Source organism: Lacipirellulaceae bacterium (assembly GCA_040218535.1).
Taxonomy (GTDB): Bacteria; Planctomycetota; Planctomycetia; order Pirellulales; family Lacipirellulaceae; genus Adhaeretor.
The window spans coordinates 54,839-79,868 of the sequence record JAVJRG010000007.1 but is presented as its reverse complement, the minus strand read 5'-3'; the positions used below and the strand labels follow the sequence as shown (position 1 = coordinate 79,868).

General features: G+C 53.0%; 16 protein-coding genes and 1 pseudogene. 5 read left to right on the top strand and 12 right to left on the bottom strand.

The window, feature by feature from the left end; all coding sequences use genetic code 11:
• Window positions 1-547: 547 nt before the first annotated feature.
• From RIB44_09455 to RIB44_09410, 10 genes and pseudogenes are all read right to left on the bottom strand, one after another.
• On the bottom strand, window positions 548-1,426 hold the full coding sequence (locus tag RIB44_09455) for a DUF1080 domain-containing protein (protein ID MEQ8616805.1): 879 nt from the start codon (window positions 1,424-1,426) through the stop codon (window positions 548-550).
• Between the two features lie 26 nt (window positions 1,427-1,452).
• A complete protein-coding gene (locus RIB44_09450; protein MEQ8616804.1) occupies window positions 1,453-3,393 on the bottom strand; it encodes a twin-arginine translocation signal domain-containing protein in 1,941 nt (646 codons plus the stop codon).
• A gap of 392 nt (window positions 3,394-3,785) precedes the next feature.
• The gene (locus tag RIB44_09445; GenBank protein ID MEQ8616803.1) at window positions 3,786-5,201 is read right to left on the bottom strand and encodes a glycosyl hydrolase; all 1,416 of its coding nucleotides are present in this window, start codon (window positions 5,199-5,201) and stop codon (window positions 3,786-3,788) included.
• Between the two features lie 364 nt (window positions 5,202-5,565).
• A complete protein-coding gene (locus tag RIB44_09440; GenBank protein ID MEQ8616802.1) occupies window positions 5,566-6,564 on the bottom strand; it encodes a sugar phosphate isomerase/epimerase family protein in 999 nt (332 codons plus the stop codon).
• Window positions 6,565-6,706: 142 nt separating this feature from the next.
• Window positions 6,707-8,941 carry an SMP-30/gluconolactonase/LRE family protein gene (locus tag RIB44_09435; GenBank protein ID MEQ8616801.1) on the bottom strand — a complete coding sequence of 745 codons (2,235 nt, stop codon included), beginning with the start codon at window positions 8,939-8,941 and terminating at the stop codon, window positions 6,707-6,709.
• A gap of 273 nt (window positions 8,942-9,214) precedes the next feature.
• Window positions 9,215-10,258, bottom strand: a complete 1,044-nt coding sequence (locus RIB44_09430; GenBank protein ID MEQ8616800.1) for a hypothetical protein — start codon at window positions 10,256-10,258, stop codon at window positions 9,215-9,217.
• A gap of 142 nt (window positions 10,259-10,400) precedes the next feature.
• The gene (locus RIB44_09425) at window positions 10,401-11,387 is read right to left on the bottom strand and encodes a hypothetical protein (protein ID MEQ8616799.1); all 987 of its coding nucleotides are present in this window, start codon (window positions 11,385-11,387) and stop codon (window positions 10,401-10,403) included.
• A 48-nt stretch (window positions 11,388-11,435) separates the two neighbouring features.
• Window positions 11,436-13,019, bottom strand: a complete 1,584-nt coding sequence (locus tag RIB44_09420; protein MEQ8616798.1) for a sulfatase — start codon at window positions 13,017-13,019, stop codon at window positions 11,436-11,438.
• 277 nt (window positions 13,020-13,296) lie between these two features.
• A pseudogene (locus tag RIB44_09415) lies at window positions 13,297-13,536 on the bottom strand (DDE-type integrase/transposase/recombinase).
• 40 nt (window positions 13,537-13,576) lie between these two features.
• Complete coding sequence (locus RIB44_09410) at window positions 13,577-14,437, bottom strand: helix-turn-helix domain-containing protein (protein MEQ8616797.1); 861 nt, start codon at window positions 14,435-14,437, stop codon at window positions 13,577-13,579.
• 261 nt (window positions 14,438-14,698) lie between these two features.
• On the opposite strand from RIB44_09410, the gene RIB44_09405 reads away from it, so the two are divergent.
• Genes RIB44_09405 through RIB44_09385 form a run of 5 tightly spaced genes read left to right on the top strand, consistent with a single transcriptional unit; the run spans window position 14,699 to window position 20,936 of the window.
• Window positions 14,699-15,766 carry a TRAP transporter substrate-binding protein gene (locus RIB44_09405; protein ID MEQ8616796.1) on the top strand — a complete coding sequence of 356 codons (1,068 nt, stop codon included), beginning with the start codon at window positions 14,699-14,701 and terminating at the stop codon, window positions 15,764-15,766.
• Window positions 15,767-15,798: 32 nt separating this feature from the next.
• Window positions 15,799-16,305, top strand: coding sequence for a TRAP transporter small permease (locus RIB44_09400; protein MEQ8616795.1), 507 nt, complete (start codon window positions 15,799-15,801; stop codon window positions 16,303-16,305).
• The gene (locus RIB44_09395) at window positions 16,305-17,654 is read left to right on the top strand and encodes a TRAP transporter large permease (protein MEQ8616794.1); all 1,350 of its coding nucleotides are present in this window, start codon (window positions 16,305-16,307) and stop codon (window positions 17,652-17,654) included. Before RIB44_09400 ends, RIB44_09395 begins: the two co-directional genes overlap by 1 nt.
• 38 nt (window positions 17,655-17,692) lie before the next feature.
• A complete protein-coding gene (locus RIB44_09390) occupies window positions 17,693-20,770 on the top strand; it encodes a DUF4982 domain-containing protein (protein MEQ8616793.1) in 3,078 nt (1,025 codons plus the stop codon).
• 25 nt (window positions 20,771-20,795) lie between these two features.
• On the top strand, window positions 20,796-20,936 hold the full coding sequence (locus RIB44_09385; protein MEQ8616792.1) for a hypothetical protein: 141 nt from the start codon (window positions 20,796-20,798) through the stop codon (window positions 20,934-20,936).
• Between the two features lie 1,396 nt (window positions 20,937-22,332).
• On the opposite strand, the gene RIB44_09380 is transcribed toward RIB44_09385, so the two are convergent.
• Both RIB44_09380 and RIB44_09375 read right to left on the bottom strand, forming a co-directional pair.
• A complete protein-coding gene (locus tag RIB44_09380) occupies window positions 22,333-23,946 on the bottom strand; it encodes a sugar porter family MFS transporter (GenBank protein ID MEQ8616791.1) in 1,614 nt (537 codons plus the stop codon).
• A 131-nt stretch (window positions 23,947-24,077) separates the two neighbouring features.
• The gene (locus RIB44_09375) at window positions 24,078-24,977 is read right to left on the bottom strand and encodes a carbohydrate kinase (protein ID MEQ8616790.1); all 900 of its coding nucleotides are present in this window, start codon (window positions 24,975-24,977) and stop codon (window positions 24,078-24,080) included.
• Between the last annotated feature and the right edge of the window lie 53 nt (window positions 24,978-25,030).

The window sequence follows — 25,030 nt, the reverse complement described above, 5'->3', positions numbered from 1 at the left end:
CTGCCGCGGTGGCTTTTTTTAGGTATTGGGCGTTTGACTTACTCATTCAAGATATTAATCTACGCCCTTGCCGTATGCACTTCAGGTGTAACCGCTGAAGTGTGCTCAGTGATGACGTCCTGAGCCGGTCAGAGCTGCCGCAGTTATTGCCTGAATTGGCGCGAATTGCTTCAACCAAAAGATGCTGAGGTCGTTTTCACCGCCTTCATTTTGAGAGAAGTGTTCGAGCCAACGGGTGGTCCAACCTCGGCAGTTTGGCGTTGACGCCAACTCGCTTCGGTGTGCTCAGCCGAAGCAAATTCAGAAATCTGGGTTCCGAGCTTCGGTTAAAAATACCGAAGCGGCCAAGTGCTATAAACGACTATACAGCATAGGTTGTGGAGGAGTCGATTTTTGACAGCCCTAAGGTCAGCTGCATCCTCGCTAATTCACACAAGCGCTATTCGCCAAGACACTTTGGGCCTTAGTGTGTAACCCTGTTTCCATTGGTCGCCACACCCATTCTTCGACGCGTGCGGCTGGGAAAAGCGTAGCAGAACAACTTGCCTTAGTCTTTAGCCGAACTCAATGGTCGCACGCGTAGATTGCGATACTCGACTGTCATCGGTGGGCCCACGTGCACCTGCACGCCTAGTCGCCCTTCGAACTTGCGGTTTGCTTCGTCTTCGTCGATGACTTTGCTCATCAGTTGAGCGTTGACATAGTGCTCTAGTACGTTGCCTTTCGCAACAATGCGGACCTCGTTCCACTTGCTATCCTTTATGCCTTTACGGAGTTCACTTGCCGGTGCAATCGAGCGCTGCCGAACACCGACGGTCCACCGATTTCGCTTGACATGCATTAACTTTTCGGAGGCCTTGATTGACGGAATTACCATTGATTCGCCTATGCTTGCTAGTGTCGTTCGACCTCGTTCTTCATAGTTGCTGCCTGTGTACCGGTTCTGGCCATCGATGTCGCATTGATAGCCGCGAAGGGCATGAAAGTCGATTCCTTCGACGAGTTCACTACGATAGTTGATCCCACTATTGCCCTGTTGCGAAATGCGGTATTCGGCTATGAGCTCGAAATCCTTTTGGATCTTGCCTTGATAGATCAGGAAACGATTCTTCTTGATTAACGTCTCTGGGGTAATCTCTCCTACGATCACGCCATCGCGTACGCTCCAATACGGCTTGTCACCAATCCAGCCACTCAGTGATGAGCCGTCAAAGAGTGAAACGAATTTGGAATCTTGCGACTCGCCAGAATCTGCGTCCTTAGCGGCGTCAGCAAATCCAGCAGTGAGAGTATTACTCTGAATTGCTTGTTGACCCTGTCGTGTCAGATTGGATTCAGCGGTCGGCTCTGTCGTTTCCAGGGCGACTGATGGGCATACCCCTATCGCTAAGAGGACTACCAAAATCGCACGGATGCTCTTATTCATCTTGTGTAATCACTCTGATGCACGAGTTACCTCACGGAGAGTTTGCATTGAACGGCCACGTCGGCTTCGCGTGGTATGGCGACAGAAATGGGAACGGCTTCGGCGCCAGGCACCATGTTGAACACACGCCCTTTCTCGCTGGTCTTGATCGACATCGGGACGTTGCACTCGACAACCACGGTTCCTTCAGGCTTATCGATTTCGATTTGAGTTTCAGAAACTTGTCGCACCGGTTCACCGGAGGGTGAGAAAATCGGAACCACAAGCGCTGCCGATCCAAGGGAATCAACCGCGCGACGCGGGGGTACTGATATCTTCACCTCCTCGCGATCAAACTGGTAACGCAGTTCGTACGTCGATGCTTCATTGCGAAGCGTTTGACGGCTTTCGTTTTGGAGCGACGTCTTCACCACACAGTTTATTCGCTGATCGTCCTCATCGAAATCGACTTGCGCCTTCAAGTCGTACAGGTTCGTGTACCAGGAATCGTCCGTACGATGCTCAATCCGTGTGGTCAAAGGGAAGTCGTCTCCCGGATTGGGCTGCATGTTCAACGGTTCGACCATTTCGTAACGAGCCATGCTCGAAACCAGCAGCGTGCCCACGGTGTCGTGATAGAGTACTGACAGGGAACCGCCGGTTGGTTGTTGCAACAAGCCTGATTTCTTCGTTTTGTAAATGGAATCATAGGCCGAAACGGTTGCCCGCCACGGCCCCTTAGCGACCAACCAAACATCGAGTTCGGGGAAGTGCTTGACCCCTTGGGCGGTCGAACGTGGTAGTGACGTCGCGGCGTCGAACTTGGGCATCGCGTGCATTTTGTCTTGCACCAACGCCATCACCTTGGCATGTGTGAATGTGTGATGAATGCAAGGTGGGACGCCGTGCGAAACGTAGTGCGGGCCGCCATGAATCAACCCGTTGGCCGTACATTGCCGGAGCAGTTCCGCGTTCTTGATCGCCGCGGTCCCAAAAGCCGGGTTGTAACCAGCCATCAAGCTGTACGCAGGCTGACACCCATCTGAAGTGCGACTTCCCCAGTACGACCATTTCTGTGATCGCGTGCCCCAACTGTTGTCCCAGCATCCGTCAGGCAACATGAATTCCAAGTGACCGCTGAGCGATTCGGTCAAGAAATTCAGCAGTTCCTGATCGTCGACCGCTAAGGCGTAAAGCACCACACCGTTGAGCGATTCCTCGACGTTGTAACCAAGGTCAACGGGCAGTAAGCCACGACCACTACGGTTGTCGTTTGGTTTGCCTTCACCCCACAGCAGTTTGTTGGGTTCGGTGAAGAAGTCTTTCAAGCGTGCTGCGAATTGCTCGCTGCGAGCGGTATAGTCGGGATTGTCGAGCATTTCACCGAACAGATGAAAACCGTAGACGCCCGTCATGCCGTAATTCAAGTTGGTGAAGTCAATCTTTTTGTAGGCACGGTAGAGATACTTGCTGACTACTTCGTCGAGCCGAGCCGTCCAGGACGCGCGACGCTCAGCATCCAGCACGCTGCCGTGATAGTGTAGGGCTTCGGCAAGTGCGATCGCACCAAAGATCGACGTGCCCCGCCATGACTTGGGATTGATGTCATTGGTCCAACTTCCGTCGGGTTGGCGGACGTTGTTCTCAGCCCAGTCATAAACGTTAATCGCAGCGGTCAAATACTTTTGATCGCCCGTGACATTGGCCAGATGCAAGAACGGATACAACGCATCGGAGCAACGGCCATGAATGCGTGGGCAAGCGGGACAGGCCAACCCTCCGTGAAACGCGGGATTGCCGGGATCGACGATCTGATGAGCGATCATTCCATCACACCAATCAACCAACAGGCTCTTGGTCAGTTTATCGAATTGGCTTAGCTTGGTACTCTCCGCAAAACTGGCGGTTTGAGACAGCAAAAGGTGCGTCGAAGCAGCCAAGCCAGCACCAGTGGTTGTAAGTGTTCCGAGGAAATTCCGACGATCCATAAAACTTCTTTTCGGTTGAGGCCAATTTCAAAAAAACACCGACAAAATTATCCCTTGGCGTAGGTTGGTCAGCTATCTCGTCTACTTCGCTGCACTCCCAAACCTACTCCGATGTTTGCAGATTCTTCCAACGACTACGCTCCGAAGGTGGAAAAGTGGACTAGAAAAAAGTCATCAAGGCTTTATTCGGAATACTCGACCTGATTCTTTGACGTGACAATCACAACCGAGGTTTCTTGAAATGCTTGGTCGTGCGTCAACGCGGTATCTGCGTACCGACATCGGACTAAAAAGACCTTCTGGCCGCAGCGGCGACTTGGCTTACGCAATTCGCTACTAGATTTGGATTATTCCAACGACTGCTGACAACACCATGCGGATGTTTCTTCTCGTCATTTGTACGCGTCCCCATCTTGTCCTGCCATCACGATCTTGTTGATAGATCGTGGAGATAGAGTGACGCGGTTGTTGGTGAGTTCAATCGATTCCAGCGGGTTAGCGTCGATATCCAATAAGAGGGTTTCGCCCATGGAATTGAAGGCTAAGGCTTCGTGGGTGAGGACTGCAGTTTCATTGTTTCGATCGATTGTGATCGCCAGTTGGCTGGGCTGATCCGAAAGATTGATGGCGCAGATGATCAGGCGGCCATCTTTTTTTACGGCTCGAGCGGTGACGACGTCGACAGTGCCGGCGCCGGTATCGAGGGTCGAGGTTTCGACGGTCGTTGAGAGCAGATCAGCGTCTTCAAAAATGCCGCGCATGATCTCGTGCACACAGCCGAAGGCGGTCTTTCGCAACGGTTCAACGGGCCGTCGGTTCTTGCCCATGGCGACGAAACTTCGGGCGACGCCGTTGACAGAAAACCAGTTCGCGCGGTGGAAGGTGTCCTGGTTTTCAAATAGATACAGGTAGCAATCGGCCATCGATAGGGCCGAGGCTGCTTTTGCGTCCTTGCCGGAATTCAAGCCCCATTCGGTCAACCAGATGGGTTTCTGGGCAAAGCTCCGAACGTACGCGGCGGACTCTGCCAAGTGCTTTCGCCCGGCCAGCACGGTCTTTAACTTGGCGTCGTCCTCGGATTCGTCCTTGCCGGATCCGCTGTACTTATGCAGCGAGATTGCGTCGAAGTATTGATCATCATCCGCAACAATTTTGTTCCAACTGTCGTGCTGGTCTCGCCACGACAAGGTGACCGATACGCGGACGTCGGGGTTAGCTTGCTTCAGAGCTTTCGAGATACCGCGTGCAGCGTCGCGGTAGCCTTCGGGGGTCAGAGTACGGTTCGAGACTTGGGTCAGCCAGAACTGCTCGTTCCCCAGTTCGATGTCGCGGACAACGAAGCCCTTTTCGATGCTATCCTGCATACGGGCGACATTCTTTTCTGGGCTGTCGAAAGCCGCGTTGTATAGCCAGACGATGTTGTAGCCTGCGCCGTCGCGTTGTAATTTCTGGTCATTAAGTTTCGTGAGTCCGGCAATGCCCCCTTTGATGCCGAGTTCTTTCCATTTTGCGAGGACCGGGGCGTAGACATGGGATCGGTGGTGCTCGTCGCCGTGATTCGTGAAGCCATCGGTTTCCCAATTGTAAAAGTTGCCCCAGACACCGTCCGGAAAGCGCATTGCCACAGGGTTAATGCGCTCGATAAAGTCTCGCTCGCGCTGGCTTTCGAAGTGAAAGATGTTGTAACCAAGCAACGCGTTATTTACCGGCTCGGACGCCGCGGTGTTGACCACCAGCACACTTGGCTCTTCAGCAAAAGACTCCGCCGGTGACGAAAAGATGCTCGTCGCCAAAACCATCGCAATCATTGTTCTAAGAGTTCTCGAAGAATTCATATTGCTTTTCTTTTTCTTGCTCTGACCTATTTCCCGTTGCTGAACTACGATCCGTGAGTGAAATCGAAGTTCCACCTGGCCAGACGGGCCTGCCGGATGAAGCGAAATCTCTGGAGGCTAGGTTGCTAAAAGCGGTATGTGGTTTCTGTTCAATCTAGTCAACTCATGCGTCAATCTTCGCCTTTGCGTCAGTCAATGACAAGAACCCGTGTTGGTTCAAGCACTCGGCCCGTCGTATTTTGTGGATACCTCTCGTAACGCGAGTGCGTTGCACCCGTGCGCCTACGTTCTCGAAGCATGCGAGAGAGACGTGAGTCCAAAAGCGGGCTCTCAATGACTAACCGTCTGCCTCAGGCTGGATAGTTGCGGTGGCTTTCATTGCTTTGCGAACCTCACCAAGCACTTTGGGAATCTCTACAAATGGGTCGTAGTCAGGACGTTCGAGAGGAAGAGTTTCGATTGGAATGTTGCCGCGATATCCGGACCTTCGAATAATGGTCAATAACTTCCGCATGTCCATTGGCGTGGCATCAGCCTTGTGCCCCATCGCCTGTTTGATCTGCCAATTGACCGCGTACCGTGCGGTCAGCGTAATGTCGGCATAGGGATCCTCAGAGAGATACCTTCCGGTGTCTACCAAAGCACCACACCACGGATGATTGACTCGATCGATGAGACTTAGATGTTCCTGCCCAGTTTTCACAAAGTCGCCGTGGTTTTGAACGCCCACGATCACTCCGTATTCTTGTCCATAATCCGCACATACACGAAGTGCGTCTGCAACCCGTCCTTCCACCGTCAGTCGATCAGCTTCGCCAGCGGCCTGCTGCCAGTTGCGAAACGGTGGCCACGTTTGAGCAAAAACGCGGATCACCGGAGCCCCCAGTTTAGCGGCCACTTCAATCCACGTTTTGACCCTCTGAATACCTTCGCGACGGACTGCTTCATCGTCTACCACAAAGTCATTTCGTACACCCGTTCCGCTTACTTCCAGCCCCAGATCGAACACATGGCGCTTTAGGTGAAAGATATAATCGTCCGTGGGGGCATCCGGATACCCTGGAAAGTAGTAGCCGGTCAGATCGACCGCGTCGATATCTAGGCTGGCACAGAAGTCGCAGACGCCGAACAGATCTACTCCCTTGCTGGAATCTTCGGCATTTTCTAACAGCAGTTTGTTGAAGGAGAAAGCGTTCAACGAAATGCGGAGGTGCGAACGTCTAATCGGTTCGCCGGGTTTTTCTTCAGCGCGCGAGGCTGCCGATGGCACCAATGCAGACGCAGCCAGCGGAAGCAAAGCATGCTTGCAAAAAGATCGTCGGTTCGAGTGAGTCATGGATTTGATCCTTAATCAGAACTTCACGCATTGACCGTCCGATATCTTGATCTGGAGGGCCGGTCAAATGAAGTAGCGCATTCTACTTCTACTCTACCGGTTCGAGATAAATGTTTCGAAACTCCAGCTGTGCACCTTCACTTTATAGGCCAATTTTCCCAGCGGCCGGAACGCACCCGGTTGCCTTGTTCGCCAGCTTTCCATTGACGGTTAGGGTAACGGTATCGCCCATACAGACGATGTCGTAGGAATTCCACTGGCCGACTGGTTTTTCCTCGACGTTAGGCTTGCGTTTTATGACGCGAACCTTCTTGTTATTGCCCCTGGCTTTCCTCTGTTCGGTGGCTTTCTCAATTTCTGTGCATGTCGAGTCCCCCGAGAAAACAAAAAAGCCAGCGTTGTTTGCTCTCAACTGGGCTTCGGTAAAGTTGGGCCAGACTTTGTCTTCACCGGTCATGTGTAGCAATACACCGCTATTGCGGTTCTTTCCCGGTGCAGGCGGTGTATCTAAGTATCGCCACTCGACATGAAGTCTGTAATCCTTGTAGGCCTTTTCAGTTCGGAGATAGCCGAAAGGCATGCCGGCCACTTGGATGACACCCTCGCTCGCGTTGAAAACTCCAGTTTCCGGTGTTTCTAATGTCAGCTCCCAGCCGGTCAGGTCTTGCCCGTGAAAGAGATCTACTTTGCTGCGCGGAGCAATCGGATCGTCGGTCGAAGGTAGATTCTTTCTGAGAAACCGATCAATTGCCTCGACAAACATGGGCATGAACTGGGGCGAATTCCATTGAGCATGTTTGGCACCTTGCACAATTGACAGTTCGGTTTCGACGCCCAAGGATTCCAACTTCTCTTGCACGGCCTTATTTTTGTCGGGTTTGTCTTTTGACCCTGTCAAGAAAAGAACCGGAGGCATCGTCGCGTCCACTTTACTGGTGACGTCGGCTAATTTGTATAGGTCTGGTTTTTGCTTCGCATCCCCGCCAAACCAAACCACCGCAAACGATTTTTCTGGCTCAGAGATCGATTGATCGGCGACTCGCCCCGGTGAAATCTCCATTGGCCCCGCCATCACTACCAAAGCATCCAAGTGACTTGATTCCTCAGTGCCCGCATGTCGCAATTCCGCAATGTCATGCCCGGCCGCCACCAGTCCTGCGAGATGCCCACCGGCTGATCCTCCCACCGCGGCAATTCGATTTGGGTCGATCCCAAAGTCAGCCGCATGGGTACGCAGATAAGCAGCTGCTGCGTTGCAGTCACGAATGGCTGCCGGAAATTTTGCTTCATGTCCCAATCGATACTCAATGTTGGCAACGATATAGCCACGGCGGCAAATCGCCGCTGATAGCGCCGCAAACTTTTCTTTCGCTCCTTTGACCCATCCTCCGCCATGAATCACGATGACCGCAGGCAATTGCCCGGTTGCTGATTCTGGGCGGTAGACGTCCATGTACAAATTTCTTCCATCAATGTTGGCATACGAAATCTGCGTCGTCGACTCAATGCCGGTCATGTCGACCGCCGGCATTGGACATCTGCCATAGGCATTGCGCGGCATTACGTAAAGTCCGTCAAAGGTGCTGATGTACAAATGGCGTTGGATATCACCACCAAAAACCACGTTGATCGGGCGAGCCTTTGTGACGATTTCGTCGATCATTTCTCCATCGGGATCAAAGACACAAACCGATCGGCCACCCGTGCAGTAGACGTTCCCAGCACGATCGACCGTCATTCCGTCACCACGAAAACCGATTTCCGTTTTCGGCAACTGAGCAAAGCTTGATGTTTCGAATTGGCCTTTTGACAGATCAATCTTGGCGGCGACCAGTTGGCCGGTACTGATTGACGACACATAAATGGTCTTATCATCTGGCGAAAGACTGATGCCGTTGGGTTGAACCAAGTCGGTTATCACGACTGAGACCTCGCCGTCGGCAGCAACGCGACGCACGACTCCTTCGCGGGTAAAGGTAATGTAGATATCACCACGAAGATCAACGACTAAATCATTGGGACGCTGCTCTTCTCCAAAAGCAACCAACTCTTTGGGGGCACCACTTTCAGGAAGCTGAAACAGCTTTCTCTTAGCGCCATCGACAAAGTACAGGGTTCCATTTTGATAATACGTGCCTGAAATGGCCCAATCGCCGTCCAGTCGTTTACGCGCCTTGCGGATATCCTGCTCGGTCGGAATGCTCCACAGTACGCCACCCTTAACATCCGGGACGAACAAAGTTCGGTGACCGTCCCACGCTGCCCCATCAGTAAGTTCAAAGTCAATGTCAACTCTCTTCAATGCGGGCTCTTGTCCCCAAGCCGACGAAAGGGTGATCAAGAATAGTAAACCGACCAAAAAAATGTAACGAATCATGAAAAGCCAATGAGTTGAAAATGTAAATTCGATCTTTGGAGCGGCCAAAAACGCATGCTCAGTTCTAGTCGCTAAACCGACCTGAAGTGAACAGGCCTGGGAGCCGGGAAGCAGAGCCAGCTGTTTATCCCATCACAGAGTTGGCTGAATCCCGCATCCGCGGCGAATTCAGCTTGCTACCAACTCGCCGAGGTGAACCGTTTTCATAAGTGCCTCGTTCGAGGCAATCTTTCAGCGGTTTTGCTGGGCGTTAGGAGTACGACCTGACCGACGCTAGCCAAGATGGTACGTCCACGCTATTCGTAATTGCTTCCGGTGTATCTGTTGCGTCCAGCGTGATCTTCTAGGTAGCGTGAGACATAGGGCAATGCTAGGCGTAAGCAATGATGTGGGCTCGGGAACTGCGGTGATCGCGGTCGCTGCCGACGGCAGACCCTGCCCGTAGTCCGCCTGCCAATCGGCCAGGTCACCTATGCTTGTGTCGCGCTGCCACTGGAGAAAGTCACTGCCATTGACATCTCCGTCGAGGTCAAAGTCGCCAGCAAGACCAGAGACAACCGTCAGAATGCCAGATCCAGCCCCAATGAATCGGTTAACATTCACGCCTAGCCCTAGTAGGTCTGACTGCGAATAGCTTCCCGCTGGAACAATAAAATTATTGAACTGGGCGCTCATTACTGCCAAGTTATTGGCAAGCGATATCCCGCCCGATCCTCCAACATTGATTCCAAACGAGGCATCCTCAACCGGAACCTCCGGAAGGAAAAGGCGCGTACGGAACAAGGCAGTCAGGGTGCCCGTGAAAGCCGATGTATCCACGGTGTTCTCGAAGATGAAGTCCGACCGATTAGCGGCTGCGGCATCCCCTCCTTCAACGGCAATTGTTCCGTTGCCCGCCAACACGGCATTCTGAATTCTCAAGTCTCGGTCAGGGTTAAGATCTCCAGAGTCCAGAGTCCCACTGTTCAAGTTGAGCGTGTTCCCTTGTAGATCAATCGTAAAGTTGAGGTTGTTGAGGTTTTTGATCGTCCCACCGTCCAGCGTTAGGTCTCCATTCATGGTCAACGTCGGACCCGCGGTGTTTGTACCCAGTCTACCTCCAGTCTGAACAATTAGTTCCTGACCTTCCCAGGTTTGGGTGCCGGTCCTGACCGTGAAGTTGGATGTGCCCCACAGGTTGGTATCCCCAGCCGTTGGGGCTACACCACCATCCCAGGTAGTACCGGCGTTAATGTCACCGTTACTGGTGACGGCTAGTATTTGAGCCGAAGCGAGTTGAGCCAATGAAGTAAGGCTTACGCAGACTAGTACCACCATTTGGGCATGGCGGGTTGAATAATATCTCGTCACAAAAACAACCCCCTAAGACAGGAACAGGCACACCTCCGACACTGGTGTCACGCTCTTATTGCAGATAAGTGGACAGAAATAATAGCTGGTGAAGACGAGATAATACCAACTATGGCTGATTTACTTCTGGTCTCGCGATTCGAGGAGGAGTGACTTCGGCACGCTCGTTGGCGTATTTTCTCCACAGGCTGTCTAGGCTCGCCTCAATGTCAGATTCATCTCCAACCACTATCCAATAGCGATAGCGATAGGTGGACCTAGGACCGAGTTTCACACGATCGATCGGTGCGACGTGCATACACGGGCTGCCAGTAGGATCATCGCTTAATCCGCCTCCATGGGGTCCGAAGTTCCACGGCTCGGTAGACGACGGACTAAATATGGCAACGCCGTGTCCTGCTGCATCGAAGCACGCCATAGATTTTCGAGGTGGTATCGCCTTTCCCCAGGGCGGTCCAAACTCCTGCGACTCTTGCCGCCACTGGCCGCCACCGAGATAGCTTTTTACCGTGGCGAAATTTCGAGTGAAGTAACACGCGGGAACTTCCTGGGGATTCACGATCGCACCACCCCAACGGTCGTTCTCATTGCGGAGCGAGACGAATTCGCATTTGACGACGACCGCGTTGGGAGCCAATGCCTCAAAGGTCGTCCACTGTTGCATCGTTGCTTGCGCTTCTTCGTCGGGCATGTCCCAAAGCTTCGGCGTGACCTCGGAGAAAAGGGTTCCGTCCACCTGGTCAGATTGAGACGCCTTCGCCCACGATCCCATGCCGCCACCTTGAATCGGATTCCAGGACCAGGGGCTCCAATTGGGACTCTGCCCTGTGGAAGTTCGATCTAGCCGTTTACCAGCGTAGTAAGACTGTTGAATCAATCTTCCCGGGTCAGCGATATTCACCATGTTTTTCTCGTAGGCACGCGATGAGAGCCAAGTGATTGCACCTCCTTTGTCACCATCGATACCGATTTTGATTGTTCCGTTATCGATTGTTAACAGAGCGCTGTCAGCCTTCGCGTGCTCGACACCACAAGCACTTTCCAGTCCCAGAAAGATTCCCAGGAGGCAGAGAATTAAGTTTCGATCTGTAAGCATAGCTGGACTTCTCTCTGCAGTCTGAACTGTAGTATTCTCATGCGAATTTTATGCGCCAGCTGCCTGCTTGACCCGCTGTGGTTTCTTCTTGTTCTTCCTAGGCGCACCTCCCGCCTTTCTAAGCTTGGCCTTGCCTTCTAGCCCCGGTTGGTACTTGGCGGGATTGAACTTGGGGTTTGGCAACGGAAGGACAGCCTCGGTTTCAATCAGAAACGCTTCAATCAGTGCATCAAGTTCTCTGACGCGTTCTGGTTGTGTGTCAGCTAGGTTGTTCGTCTCCCCGAGGTCTTCTTTCAAGTTAAAGAGTTTGTAGCGGTGCTTCCCATTCTCTCCACCATGAAAGATTCGAATCAACTTCCAGTCACCTTGGTGAATGCTAACCGCAGGAGGCAACCAATCCGGAATCTTCGGGCTGTGCGGAAAGTAGGTGAAGATCGCCTCACGCGCAAGCGGCTTGCCATGCAAGGCGGGCACGATGCTGATGCCGTCAAACACTTGCCCAGGAGCAGGGTCAACGGCCAGTAACTCGAGCAGTGTTGGGTAGAAATCGCTACTTTGAATAACCTGATCGCTACGTGAGCCGGCCTCGACGGCACCAGGATGAACAACCACGGCTGGCCCACGTACGCCCCCCTCGTAGATGGTCGCCTTCCCACCTTTTAAGGGATAATTGCTGGTTGCCGAGGTGCCATCGACCTCGTTGTACATGTTACCGCCATTGTCTGAAGCAAAGATGATGATTGTGTTCTCTGCTATTCCCAATCGGTCGAGCGTATCTAGCAGCGTCCCTACTGCATCATCCATGCTCTCAATCATGGCTGCGTAGGTTGGGCTCCGTTGGGGATCTTTCGGATCAACTTGCTTCCTATATCTATCAATCAGTGCTTGCTTGGCATCGAACGGGGCGTGAACGCTAAACATCCAATAGTTTAAGAAGAAAGGCTGATCTTGGTGGTTCTCCATAAACTCGACCGCCTCTTCAGCCATGCGGTCCTCGATATGCTCGTCTGGTGTCTGAGGATCGAAGTCGGGAAATTTCCAGGGAGCGACAAAACTTCCCGCCGGACCAGGGCCGGGCCAGTGAGGAATGTCTATCTCGAAGCCATGTTCGAGCGGTGAATAGGGCTGAGTACCCAAGTGCCACTTCCCGAAGTGCGCAGTAGCATACCCTTGATCTTTGAACATCTCAGCCAAGGTGTAGTAGCTGGTTTTTAACCTTGAGACCGACGTTGGAATCGTTGCCTTGCTGTTTGGAGCCGCTGCTGCTGTAGGTGTCGCCTCGAGTATGACTTTCGGTAGATGGCAATTGGGAGTTGTGATGCCCGTCCGTGCCGGGCTTAGGCCAGTCAAAATGCTGGCCCGTGTCGGTGAACACAATGGACTCGAGGAGTAAGCGTGAGTAAAAGTCATTCCCCGGGCACTAAGTCGCTCAATGTTCGGTGTTTTATAGAACTTCGTCGTGCCGAAAAGGGTTGTGTCGCTCCATCCAAGGTCATCCGCAAGAATAAACAGGACATTCGGTTTTGTTTCTGCAGCGACAGTGCACTGCAGATCGACTTTCCCGATAAGAAAGTACGTAAGAAGCACTAGGATCGATAACTGCAAATGATTCGGTTTATGTCGCTCTGTCATGAGTGTCCTTGAAAAGCATCGCTTTAGAAATTCGCAGAACAAGTTTCGTGAGCCAGTTTCTAGGGGAGGTCAGATACCCGAGTTTTTCATCACGATAGGATCGTTACTTTACCTAAAATCTGCCACCGTGACTTTAGTACCCTTTTGCCCAATGATCGATGCCCAGCCACCTTCCATCGGACGCGTGATGTCTAGACAAAGAATGCTGTCTTCTAGCTCTTGCGAATCCCGAGGTGACAGCCGAGATCTGACCTGCCTCAATATGTGAAACCAGTCTTCAACCTATGGCAAGCGTGCAGAGCCACTTCTTAATCGCCGCTGAGATAAACTCGGTTCCATTGTCGCAGCGAATCCGTTTCGGAACGCTGCACGTCGAGAGCAGCTCCACCAAAGTGTCGATCGCATCTTCATTCGTGATGCTTCGGCCAACCTTGATGCTCAAGCAAACGCGTTTGTATTCATCGACGATGTTCAAGAAACGCATTGTCCGTCCATCAACCCTCGATGGCTGTGCGAATCTGCGAGCATCGTTTCAAGTATCTCACTCTAGGGTCGCCCTAACGATGACGCTTTCTGTACTCGCGTGGAGATTGACCGTGAGTTTTGCGGAACTGGCGACTGAAGTAATTGCTGTCGCTGAATCCGACATCGAATGCAATATCCGTGATGCTGCGATCGGTACTTCGCAATAATCGACTGGCTTCCTCGATCCGAAGGCCGATAAGGTAGTTGATCGGCGACGTTCCCATCGTAGCCTCGAACGCTCTGGTATAATTGGTACGCGACATTCCCGAAATGTTTACTAGGTCTTCGAGCGCAATTGCATGGTCAAGATTGCGTCTCATATGTGAAATCGATTCGCCGATGCGAATCAGCGTTTTGCTAGCTGGGTTTCGCGTCTTGCAGTAGCAACGTGAGAGAAATGTCACGAGTTCGAGCATCAATGCAATCGCCATCACCGCAAAACCCTGTTCTCGCGTGGCGAGTTCATTGTCCAGCTTGTCGACCAAACGCAGGGACTCGTCGATCTCGGCTGGGCTTAATTGTAAATGACTCGAAAACTGGTGCTGCTTGCGCGTTGCGGGCTCCAACGTGAATAAGGCGTGATAGCCGGAGAGCGCCTGCAAGTCACCGAGAGACATCGGCAGCTCGGTGGGGTCGAAAAGAACATTGATCAAACTCAATTGATCCATATTCACGTAGTCGTGGGGGCGATCTCCACCAATGACAAACGTGTCACCTGCGCTGAGTTCGTAACTTTCCTCGCCACTGATGTGGAGTCCTTTCCCGCTTGTGATGATCACGATCTCTGAGAACTCGTGGCAGTGCAGACCAAAGGGCTCCTGCGGATTTCGACGCTCGACAACGATCGGAAATCCGTCGTCGTGAAACCAGTCCTGTTTCTTAAGTACTTTCATTTGAAGAGGACGCAATAACCGTAGCAAGCTGGCTGAAGGCTGATGACTAGCGGAATAACTTGGTACAAGAGCAGTAACATATGGCGTGGGACTATTGTGCTAATCCTAAGTTCGATCGTCAAGGTTTGCGCGTCATTGAGCTCCTAGACTGAGCAGTTAGCGAAGTGCCGTGACCAGTAGCTCGCCATCAGCGAACCGAAAGCCGGCGTGCGCTTCGACCCATGCACAGGACTCGTCTTTGATTGGTCAGAGAATGATGGCATGAATAGATCTCTTTCATTGTTTGTCGCAGGTCTGTTGGTCGGATGCTTGGTGGCGACCGTTGGTTTTGCGATGTTTGTTCGCTACCAAAGCCAACAGATCACGGGCGGTGGTGCTCGGCAGTTGGTGCTAAAACTGGGGCACACGCAAGACACCAGTCATCCAGTCCATCAAGGGATGGAACGGATGAAGCAGCGGTTGGAGGAGCTTTCCGGCGGTACCGTCACGATTGATATTTACCCGAGTGCTGTGCTCGGATCTGAAACACAGTGCATCGAGCAATTGCAAAACGGCTCGCTCGCGATGACGAAAACGTCTGCGGCGGCGATGGAAAATTTCATTCCGGCGATGTCCGTCTTCAGCTACCCGTATGTGTTTCGAGACGACGAGCACTGCTGGACTGTCTTAGAGGGTGAGATCGGCAAGAAGCTTCTGCAGGATGGCCAATCGAAGTTTTTGCGCGGGCTTTGTTATTACGATGCCGGCAGTCGCCATTTCTACACCAAGAGCAAGCCGATCCGTACTCCGGATGATCTGGAAGGCTTGAAAGTCCGGGTGATGAATAGCTCCACCGCAATCAATATGGTCAAGGCGATGGGCGGATCGCCTACACCAATCGCTTGGGGCGAACTGTATTCATCGCTGGCCCAAGGCACGGTCGACGGAGCTGAAAACAACCTGCCGAGTTTTTCTTCGAGCAAGCACTACGAAGTCTGCAAGCACCTTTCGCTGGACGGGCATACTCGCATCCCAGACATGTTATTGATCAGCACGAAAGTGTGGAGCAGGCTCGATCCTGAAGTGCAGCGGTGGGTCCAAGAGGCCGCTTTGGAATCGTCGGCTTATCAGCGTGAGTTGTGGCGCAAGATGACTGTCGAGGCGATGGAGCAAGCCAAGAGCGAAGGGGTAAAGATCTACGAAGTCGACACGTCTGCTTTCGCGGCTAAGGTCGAGCCGATGTTGGCGGGTGTCGCCAACCCCGAGGTGCAAACGCTTCTCAGGCAGATCGCCGCACAAGGCGACGGGGCAGAAACGAGCACCTCGGAAGTCGAGGCGAAGCAAGAATAATGCGTGCGTTGATTATCAAACTAAAAACGAGGATGACGCGATTCTTGGAAATCGTACTGATGGTTGCCGTCGCCTTATTGGTGCTGGACGTTGTGTGGGGCGTCTTCACTCGTTACGCCATGGGACAACAGGCTAATTGGACCGAAGAGCTTGCTCGGTTTTTGCTCGTTTGGGTCACGTTGCTTGGTGGTGCTGTCGCGTTCGGCACTAAAGGCCATTTGGGCGTGGACTATTTCGTCGGCAAGTTCCATGTGGACGCTCGCAAGAGCATGGCCGTGATTGGCCATTTGATCGTCCTGTTCTTTGCCTTCGCTATCTTTCTCTATGGTGGCGCTCGGGTGGTTAGCGATACGTTCGCTATGGAGCAAGTAACACCCGCATTGGGCTGGCGGATGGGTTATGTCTATCTCGCGTTGCCCATCTCGGGTGTGTTCATGGTTCTTTACACCATTGAGAACCTGTTGGAAAGGATCGCCACACCTGCCGACAAACTGGGTGATTCGGGTCTCGAGACCTCGGCCGCGGGAGACCTCGAATAGTGGGAACCGTTGCGCTCATTCTGGTGACTGTCTTTCTGTTGCTACTGGTGATGGACGTGCCGATCGCGGTTGCGATCGCGCTGTCCACGTTTGTCGCGATCCTTGCCGAAGGTTCGGATCCCTCGGTGGTCGTCGCCGCGAACATGGCCAATGGCGTCAACAGTTTCGCCCTGTTGGCGATTCCGTTCTTTATTCTCTCCGGTCATTTAATGGGACGTGGCGGAATGGCCACGCGACTGATCGATTTCGCCGCGACGTTGGTTGGTTTCCTTCCTGGCGGATTGGCGTACGTGAATACATTGACTTGCATGCTGTTTGGTTCGATTTCTGGATCAGCAGCAGCCGCCGTTTCGTCGGTGGGCGGGTTCATGATCCCGGAGATGAATCGCAAGGGTTACAACCGAGAATTCAACGTCGCCGTGACCACGACCGCCGCGACGACTGGTCTATTGATTCCTCCGAGCAACATCATGATCGTCTATTCGGTCGCTGCGGGATCGGTTTCGATCGCTGCCATGTTCATGGCCGGAATCATCCCCGGGATCGTCACCGGACTGTTCATCATGTTGGTATGCGGTGGGTTTGCAGTTCGGAATAGTTGCGCCTCGGAACCACGCGCTTCGTTGAAAGAGATTCTGGTCAACTTTCGACGCGCTTTTCTGAGTCTGTTTCTGATTGTCGTGGTCATTGGAGGAATCTTGGCGGGCGTGTTCACTGCCACCGAAGCGGCCGCCATCGCGGTTGTTTACGCATTTTTGCTGTCGGTAGTGGTCTACCGAGAGATCAAGCTGAAAGAACTGCCCGATCTATTATTGCAAACCGGTATCACGACGGCAGTTGTCATGCTGTTGATCGGTGCCAGTTCGGGCATGAGCTGGATCATGACGATGGCGAACATTCCGCAAACTGTTAGCGCGGCGCTGCTGGGATTGTCTGCAAATCCGATCGTGATCCTGCTAACGATCAACGTTCTGCTGCTGTGTGTCGGGACGTTCATGGACATGACACCGGCGGTTCTGATCTTCACACCGATCTTCTTACCGGTGGTCGAGCAACTGGGCATGCACCCGGTGCATTTTGGAATCATGATGATTGCCAATCTGTGCATTGGTCTGTGCACGCCGCCGGTTGGCACCTGCCTGTTTATCGGATGCGGCGTTGGTAAGACAACGATCGCCAAAGTCACCAAGACGATGCTTCCCTTTTTTGCATCCATGATCATCGCATTAATGGTGATCACGTACGTTCCGGTAGCTTCGCTCTGGTTACCCGTGCAGACCAAACAGTTGAAGGCCGAAGACGTCCAGAAAAGCACGTTCATGCGCGGTGATGAAATCGCCGCCCCTTAACTTTTGCCCTTTAGAGATTGTGATCAACGAGACGAACTATGCCCTCTGATAACGTAATGCTCGATTGGCTCCAACAACCCATTTTCCGCCCTGCGAAATCATCGATCTGCGACTTCAGGCTGCGTTTGCGTCAACGGACGCTACCTCTGTTCGCAGCCTTGGTAGCAACGCTTATCAGTTTCGGCGAGCTAACCGCTCAGATACAGAGTGCTGAGCCGACGGCTAGAAAGTTCAACCTGAACGCGGATTGGCGTTTCATCCGCGAGGATGTGACGGGCGCCGAAGCAGTGGATTTCGATGCCAGCGAGTGGACGAGCGTCAGTTGCCCTCACACGTGGAATGACATCGACACCTTCAATAATTTCGGCGACGGCGGACACCAAGGAGAGACGGACCTATGGCAAGGCGCGGCCTGGTATCGCAAAGAGTTTTTGTTGCCTGCGGGAACACAAGGCAAGAAAGTTTACATTGAGTTTGAAGGGGTCCGGCAGGTCGCCGACGTTTATCTGAACGGACATCATCTTGGGCAAGACAAGACCGGCTTCATCCCGTTTGCATTTGATCTCACCCCGTACCTGAACACCGATGGAACCAACGTGTTGGCGGTGAAAGCGGATAACACCGTCGAGCCAAAACTCTACGCCGGCGATACGCCGTGGCACCACCAAAACTGGCATCCGCCGCATGGAGGAATTTACCGCAACGTTTATCTGCATGTGCTCGATCCAGTCCATGTGACGTTGCCACTGCATGCCAACCTGGGTACCGAAGGCATCTACGCGTGGACCGAGTCGCTTGCCAAGGATCACGCCAAAGTTGGTGTGACAGCAGAGATCGCAAATTCACAAGACGGTGCGGTAGAAGCCACGATTGAGTTTACGTTATTGGACAACGAAGGGAATCCGGTAGCTCAAGCCGAACAGACTGCCAGCATTCCAGCCGGCGAAAAATTGAAAGTCACATCGGCTTTGGATGTGGACGATCCACATCTTTGGGAACCGGATTACCCGTATGTTTACAGAGTGCGGGTCCAGGTCAATGTCGACGGCGTGACCCGCGACGTGAGTACGACGCCGTTTGGATTTCGCAATTTTCGTTTCGATCGAGACACCGGTTTTTGGATCAATGGCCATCCGCTGAAACTGCATGGTTGGGGCCAAAAGCCAATCGCGGGTTGGGCCGGTTTGGGTGCGGGCATCCCAAACTGGATGCACGACTACACGCTGAAGCTGATGGAGGAAGCCGGTGGCAACCTGATCCGCTGGGGCCACTGCGCCGGGCCACCGGTTGGAGTTCAAAGCAGCGACAAATACGGTTTCGTGACGATCATGCCGGGCGTTGATGGCGAGAAAGATTGCCAGGGGGAAGCCTGGGCGACTCGCACGGCAGCGTTCCGCGACATGATCATTTACTACCGCAATCATCCCGCGATCTGCGTTTGGGAAGGCGGTAACTACAGCGTGAGTCCTGAACATGCGGCGGAGATGAAGGAGATCACGCGTCAATGGGACCCCAGAGGCCAACGCTATTTCGGATTCCGCATGTCGACGCCCGCGATGCTAGACAGCATTGACCTTGAACTGGGCACGGTGGGACGTACTCGAGCGCTACCCTCGCTGCCGGTTGTTGAAACCGAATACGACCGCACTGAAACTCCTCGCCGGGTTTGGGACAAGTATTCACCACCCGATTTCGGCAACCTCGGAAAACTGGCTGAACTGAATACGTATCACATTGCTTCCGAAGGCTTCGCGACAAATGCGATCGACCAGTGGTGGACCTTGTTCGGCAGCAAACCTGAACACTCGGGCGGCGCGAACTGGATCTTTTCGGATGGAACCCACGGGACGCGGCAACGAACCGATTGTGCTCGCGCGACCGGCGAGGTCGATGCAGTGCGATTGCCAAAGGAAGCGTATTGGGCGTTGCAGGCGACCTGGGACGACGAAGATCGCGTGCATCTGATTGGCCACTGGAACTATCCAGCAGAGACGGTGAAGCCGATGTACGCTGTCGCCAAAGCAGACCGCGCCGAGTTGTTCGTCAATGGTAAGAGTCTTGGACAAGGTCAGCGCAGCCTGAACACGCTCTTCACGTGGCCTGACGTCAAATTTGAGCCAGGCGAGATCAAAGTCGTCGCATACCGCGATGGTGTCGAAATCGCTTCGCAAGTGAAACAAACGGCGGTCCAGCCCGTGGCACTCAAGCTCACGCCCATGACGGCTCCCGGGGGGTGGTTGGCCGATGGTTCAGACATCGCATTGATCGACTTTGAGGTCGTCGACGCACAGGGCCTACGTTGCCCGACCGATCAAGCACGCGTGGACTTTGAAGTTTCCGGGCCTGGAATTTGGCGAGGCGGTTACAACAGTGGCACCGAAGATAGCACGAACCATCTGTATCTCGATACCGAATGCGGAATCAATCGCGTCAGCATTCGTTCAACATTGAAGGCCGGCGAGGTGGTTCTGACCGCGCGGCGTGAGGGGTTGAAGCCAGCGACACTGCGTTTGAATTCAAAACCCGTCGACTTGCGGGGTGGCATTCTGGAAACGTTGCCAACTGTGTTGGAATCGTCGCTACCAGACCGACCTGAAATTGATGCGGACAAACTCGCTGAGCTTACCGAACTAAGGTACGTTGTGCCCCCGCCGCTCCCGGGAACAGACGAGTCGGACCAGATGTTCTCGATGTTTGCTTATACCGGTACGGGAGCCGGCGGCATGGAGGATCCTTATCGCGATGAAATTCTCGCGTACTCTGATGACGCCAGGGTCTTCATTCAGGAGATCCCTGAATACTTGCGAGACAGTCGCGTCGTTCGCACCGCTCAAAGTGACAGCACCTATTGGGCTGCCGACTACATCGTCGCAACTGCCGGCAAGGATCTAGAGCTCTACGTGGCACATGACCCCAAAGTTCCGGTGCCCACCTGGCTGAAGGATTTTCACAAGACAGGCGACAAGGTAAAGCTGAATCGCGGGACGATGCTGCTTTACCAAAAACGTCTCAGCAAAGACGAAGGCCTTCGGATTCCTGGCAACGCAGATCAGGGCAAAGGAGTACCGCGGTCACGCAACATCATCCTGTTCGCCAAACCAGTGACGGCAAACTAACGGATAATCTATGATGAAACCCACGATGCAACGACTTCAATTCATTTCCTCCGCAACGCTTGGCGGACTATCGATCTCGTTGCTGGCTCAGCGCGGGTTTGCGCAGGACGATTCTGACCTTCCCCTCAAAACGCTGGTACTGTTTATGGGGGGGAAGGTCACTTGAACCGCTGCCGACTACTGCTGACTGTCAACTATGCGTAGAACATACCGATGGATACTTCGGAAGCCTCGACTATTTGGACGGTCGGCCAGTCAAAATGATTGATGATGAAGTCCAGTCGCAGATTGAGGCAAAACTGAGGCGCCTGCCGGTCGACCATAAAACGGAATACTGGATCAATATCCTAGATCGAATGCTGGCGGGGGGCCACTGAATTGAGCAATCTCGTGCTTTTTCCTGATCACTTTGCCCATGATGCATTGAAGCAGATCGGTGAGTCAGCAGTGATGCCGCTGCTTTAGCTCATTTACAAGTGGGCCAGGCATCCCGAATGGACGCGGGATCGTCCCCAACGAAATTTCGACGGTTCAACGGTCGGCAAATACTTCTGTCCTTTGATCTGGCGTGTCGGCGAGATTGGCCACGAGAATCCGGCAGTGGAAAAGCAACTACTTAATATTTTGCGTCGGGCAATCGAGACAAACTCCACTCGCCGACTTTGGGGCACTACCCAGTTCCACTTTGTACGTACATTTAACAAGTTGTTCGACTACCCGAAAGCGAAAATGCACGACACGAGTAATAGTTTGGTGAACGCTCAGAAGTTCATGGGCTGACGATTGTGGCGCTTCGGTCGCCCGCACCAAACTCAATTTCTCGCTCCGAAATATCACCGCAGGTACATCGAGTTCGGCGTTCCTCCAGTGTCCGATTCCAGCGGAGGAGATCACCTCCTCGGGTGACGACTTCGACAATCTAATCGTAACTCCAACGGGTGTTGTCAATTCGAGTCGCTCGAAGTTTCCAAGTTGAAAGCCGTATAGAATATGACATCAAACTGAGAGCCCGCTCAACGCACTCTGAAGTAGAGTGAAGTCGGTATCGTTGAGAAAGACCATACTGATTCTGATCGAGTTCCGAACTATATCTCCAATCGGGCAACACGACCTCGTGCAGTCAGAGCAGTGCCTTGGAGTCAGCGGATGCATCAGCCGCTGTCTGGAAGGCTTCGGCCTTCGGCGCAGCGGGGAAAACGACCTCTGCGCCCTAGCTCACTGCGGAATTCAGCGAAGTTGATGCAACTTCCTTCACTTGGCAATTCGCTGAACTCGCAGCGGTGTCGCGCTGCGACTCGCTCGCCAACGTTCTCGATTGGTCAATCGGCCGTTCCGCGATGTCCGTTTACTGACCGTGCGTCACCAAGGAGAAGAGTATACTCAATGCTTGACTTGATGCTGAGGAACGTGTCACCAAATTGGCATCGCGAGTACCCCCCGATTGGATACCAATCGGCTGTTGGGTGTCAGTGAGTGGGAGGTACTTCGATCAACTTTCCAGCGTCGAAGAAACCATTCGATGCGGGAATGTGTATCGCTGAGGATGCGTGGAGAGCAATAAGCTACGGGGCAATAAGTTGTGAGATTCCCAAACTTCGCTCGACTTGCTCAAGTGGAACGCCCTTTGTCTCGGGGACGGAAGTGAGCACCCAGACGAGCTGCATTACCATCATGAAACAGAAAAAGGCAAAAACATACCCGGGAGCAAAGTAGCTAACCAACGTAGGAAAGAAAAGCGTTATCAGTGCTGCAAAGACCCAATGGGTGCCACTACCAATCGAATTGCCAATGGCGCGGTGTTCGTTGGGGAAGACTTCGGAGATCAGTACCCATATCACAGCGCCCTGCCCAATCGCGTGCGATGCGATAAACGCAAAAATGCCCAGCAATACAATTATGCTTCCGTCGCCAACGAGCTCTGTGGCTTCGCCTGCTGCTTGATCCGCTGCCGCAATGATATCCTCGCTGGAGGCAGAAGGGTTGAGTCCTATTCGCTCGCCTTGATAATCATCTCGGGCTATCGATTTCAAGAAGGTTGCCCGAGCGTCTTCCGACTTTCTCCTGCTGGATGTAAAGACTTCCCCTGTTGTTCCCTCAGACTCGGCATGCTGCAATGTTTCCTCAGCGTTTTTGAGCGCTAAGGCGTCTCCTGCGACGTTGAGGGCGGGTTCGTTGACAAAAAACGTAGCCGAAACAATCGCTAGTGATGCGATATATCCAAGCGATCCAATGATTAGCAAAGTACGGCGACCAGCGCGGTCGATCATCCACAGTCCAGCCATTGTGAAGACAAGATTCACCAGTCCGATGCCTACCTGTCCCATGCGCGGATCGCTTAGCCCCGCCATTCCAAGGATCCGTGGCGCGAAGTAGAGAATGGCATTAATCCCAGAAAGCTGGTTGAAAAATGCCACGAGGAACGCCAATAGAATAGGAACCCTCAATTGTTTGGGGAATGTGGCTCCACCGGTCGCTTTAACTTCGGCCTTTGACGCGGCCTCAATCGCGTCCGCCATACTCGTGATTTCTTCGTCGGATGCTTCTGGTGCTATCTCCGCAAGTACCGCTTGGCCGTCATTGCGTCGACTTTGAATGCCGATCAGCCAACGCGGACTCTCGGGAATGAAGAGGGCAGCGATCGTGTAGATCACCGCCGGAAATCCCTCGATGCCGAGCATCCATCGCCAATCATCCTCGCTCGTCCCCTCGAGCAGGGAATTGGAAAGGAAAGCACCGAGAATTCCAAAGACGATGTTGAACTGGAAAAGACCGGTGAGAAACCCACGTTTCTCGGCTGGTGCGATCTCAGCAATGTACAGCGGCGCTGCAACTGTTGATACTCCTACCCCGAGGCCGCCAACAAAGCGAGCGATCATGAAGCAATACACATCCGTTGCCAACCCAGACCAAACGGCGGAAACAAGAAAGAACAAGCCAACCCAAATTAAGGTCGCTTTGCGACCGAAGCGATCTGCTGGAACACTGCCCAACAGAGCGCCCACGACAGTACCCCATAGCGCCGAGCTCATTGCCCAGCCGTGAAGACTGTCGTTGAGGTCCCAGAGCGACTGGAATTTCTGTTCCGCTCCGGAAATAACAACCGTGTCAAATCCAAAGAGAAAACCACCGAGTGCAGCAACGACAGCGCTGAATATTAGTTTCGTAGAGAGTGCCATTGGAAATCAGATTAGTATGGAGAAAGAAGCTTGTGAAACTTCTGACGGCAGTAGATGCTTGGAACGATAAGATGGCAGTATGTTGCGTTGTGGTAAGCTATAAATAGACTATTGCGAACCTGTTTTCTTGATCATCGACTCGCACTCACGCGCAGATCAGTTGGAAACGCCATCGTTGCTCCGGGCTGAGAACATGCGTAGGCAGCCACCTGGCTTGTATGGTTGTTGATCATGTGAAGCGTCTCCTTGCTCAACAGGCCCAACACAAGTGCAGCAGTGAACGCGTCGCCAGCCCCGACCGTATCAACGACCTTGACAGATGTGCCGGAGCTTTCCGAAACCGTCTCGTGCGACCACAACATCGATCCGTTGACTCCTCTTGTAAGAGCTATCGTGTGCAGTTGGAATCGAGCCGATACTGCTGAAAGCAATGTTGCTTCACTGCCAGTCAAATCGTATCGCTGAGCAAGAATGCGTAATTCTTCGTCATTTAGTTTTAAGACATTGGCTAGTAGCAGCGACTGGTCGATCACCTGGAAGTCAATAAATGGCGATCGCAAGTTAATGTCGAAAACGCGGAGCGTTGTCTTGGGTGCGCTGCTGACAAATAGCTGGATGGACTGCCGCGAAACCTCACTCCGCTGCCCAAGGCTTCCGAAGCAAACTGCATCGCACTGCTTAGCGAGGTTCTCCAAATCGCTAGTCCAGGGTAGGTGGTCCCAAGAGGCGTGATCTTTGAAGCGATAGGACGGCACGCCATTCGCGTCCACCTCAATGAAAACCTGTCCTGTGGGACGCTGCAAATTTGTGACGTGACGAACATCAACACCGTAGGAAGCGCACTTGGCAAGCGCTTCACGCCCCAGTTCATCAGTACCCACAGCGCTTACAAGGGAAACTTGTGCTGAAGACTGGGCCAATTCCGCCGCACTGCAAGCAAAGTTCAACGGTGCACCACCTAGGCATTGTCGATCAGGAAAACAATCCCAAAGTGTTTCTCCAATTCCTACAATGATGGGAAGTTGAGCCATACCTGATTTTCGTGATACGCTTAGTGTAGAGACGGATAGATTAAATATTCTGT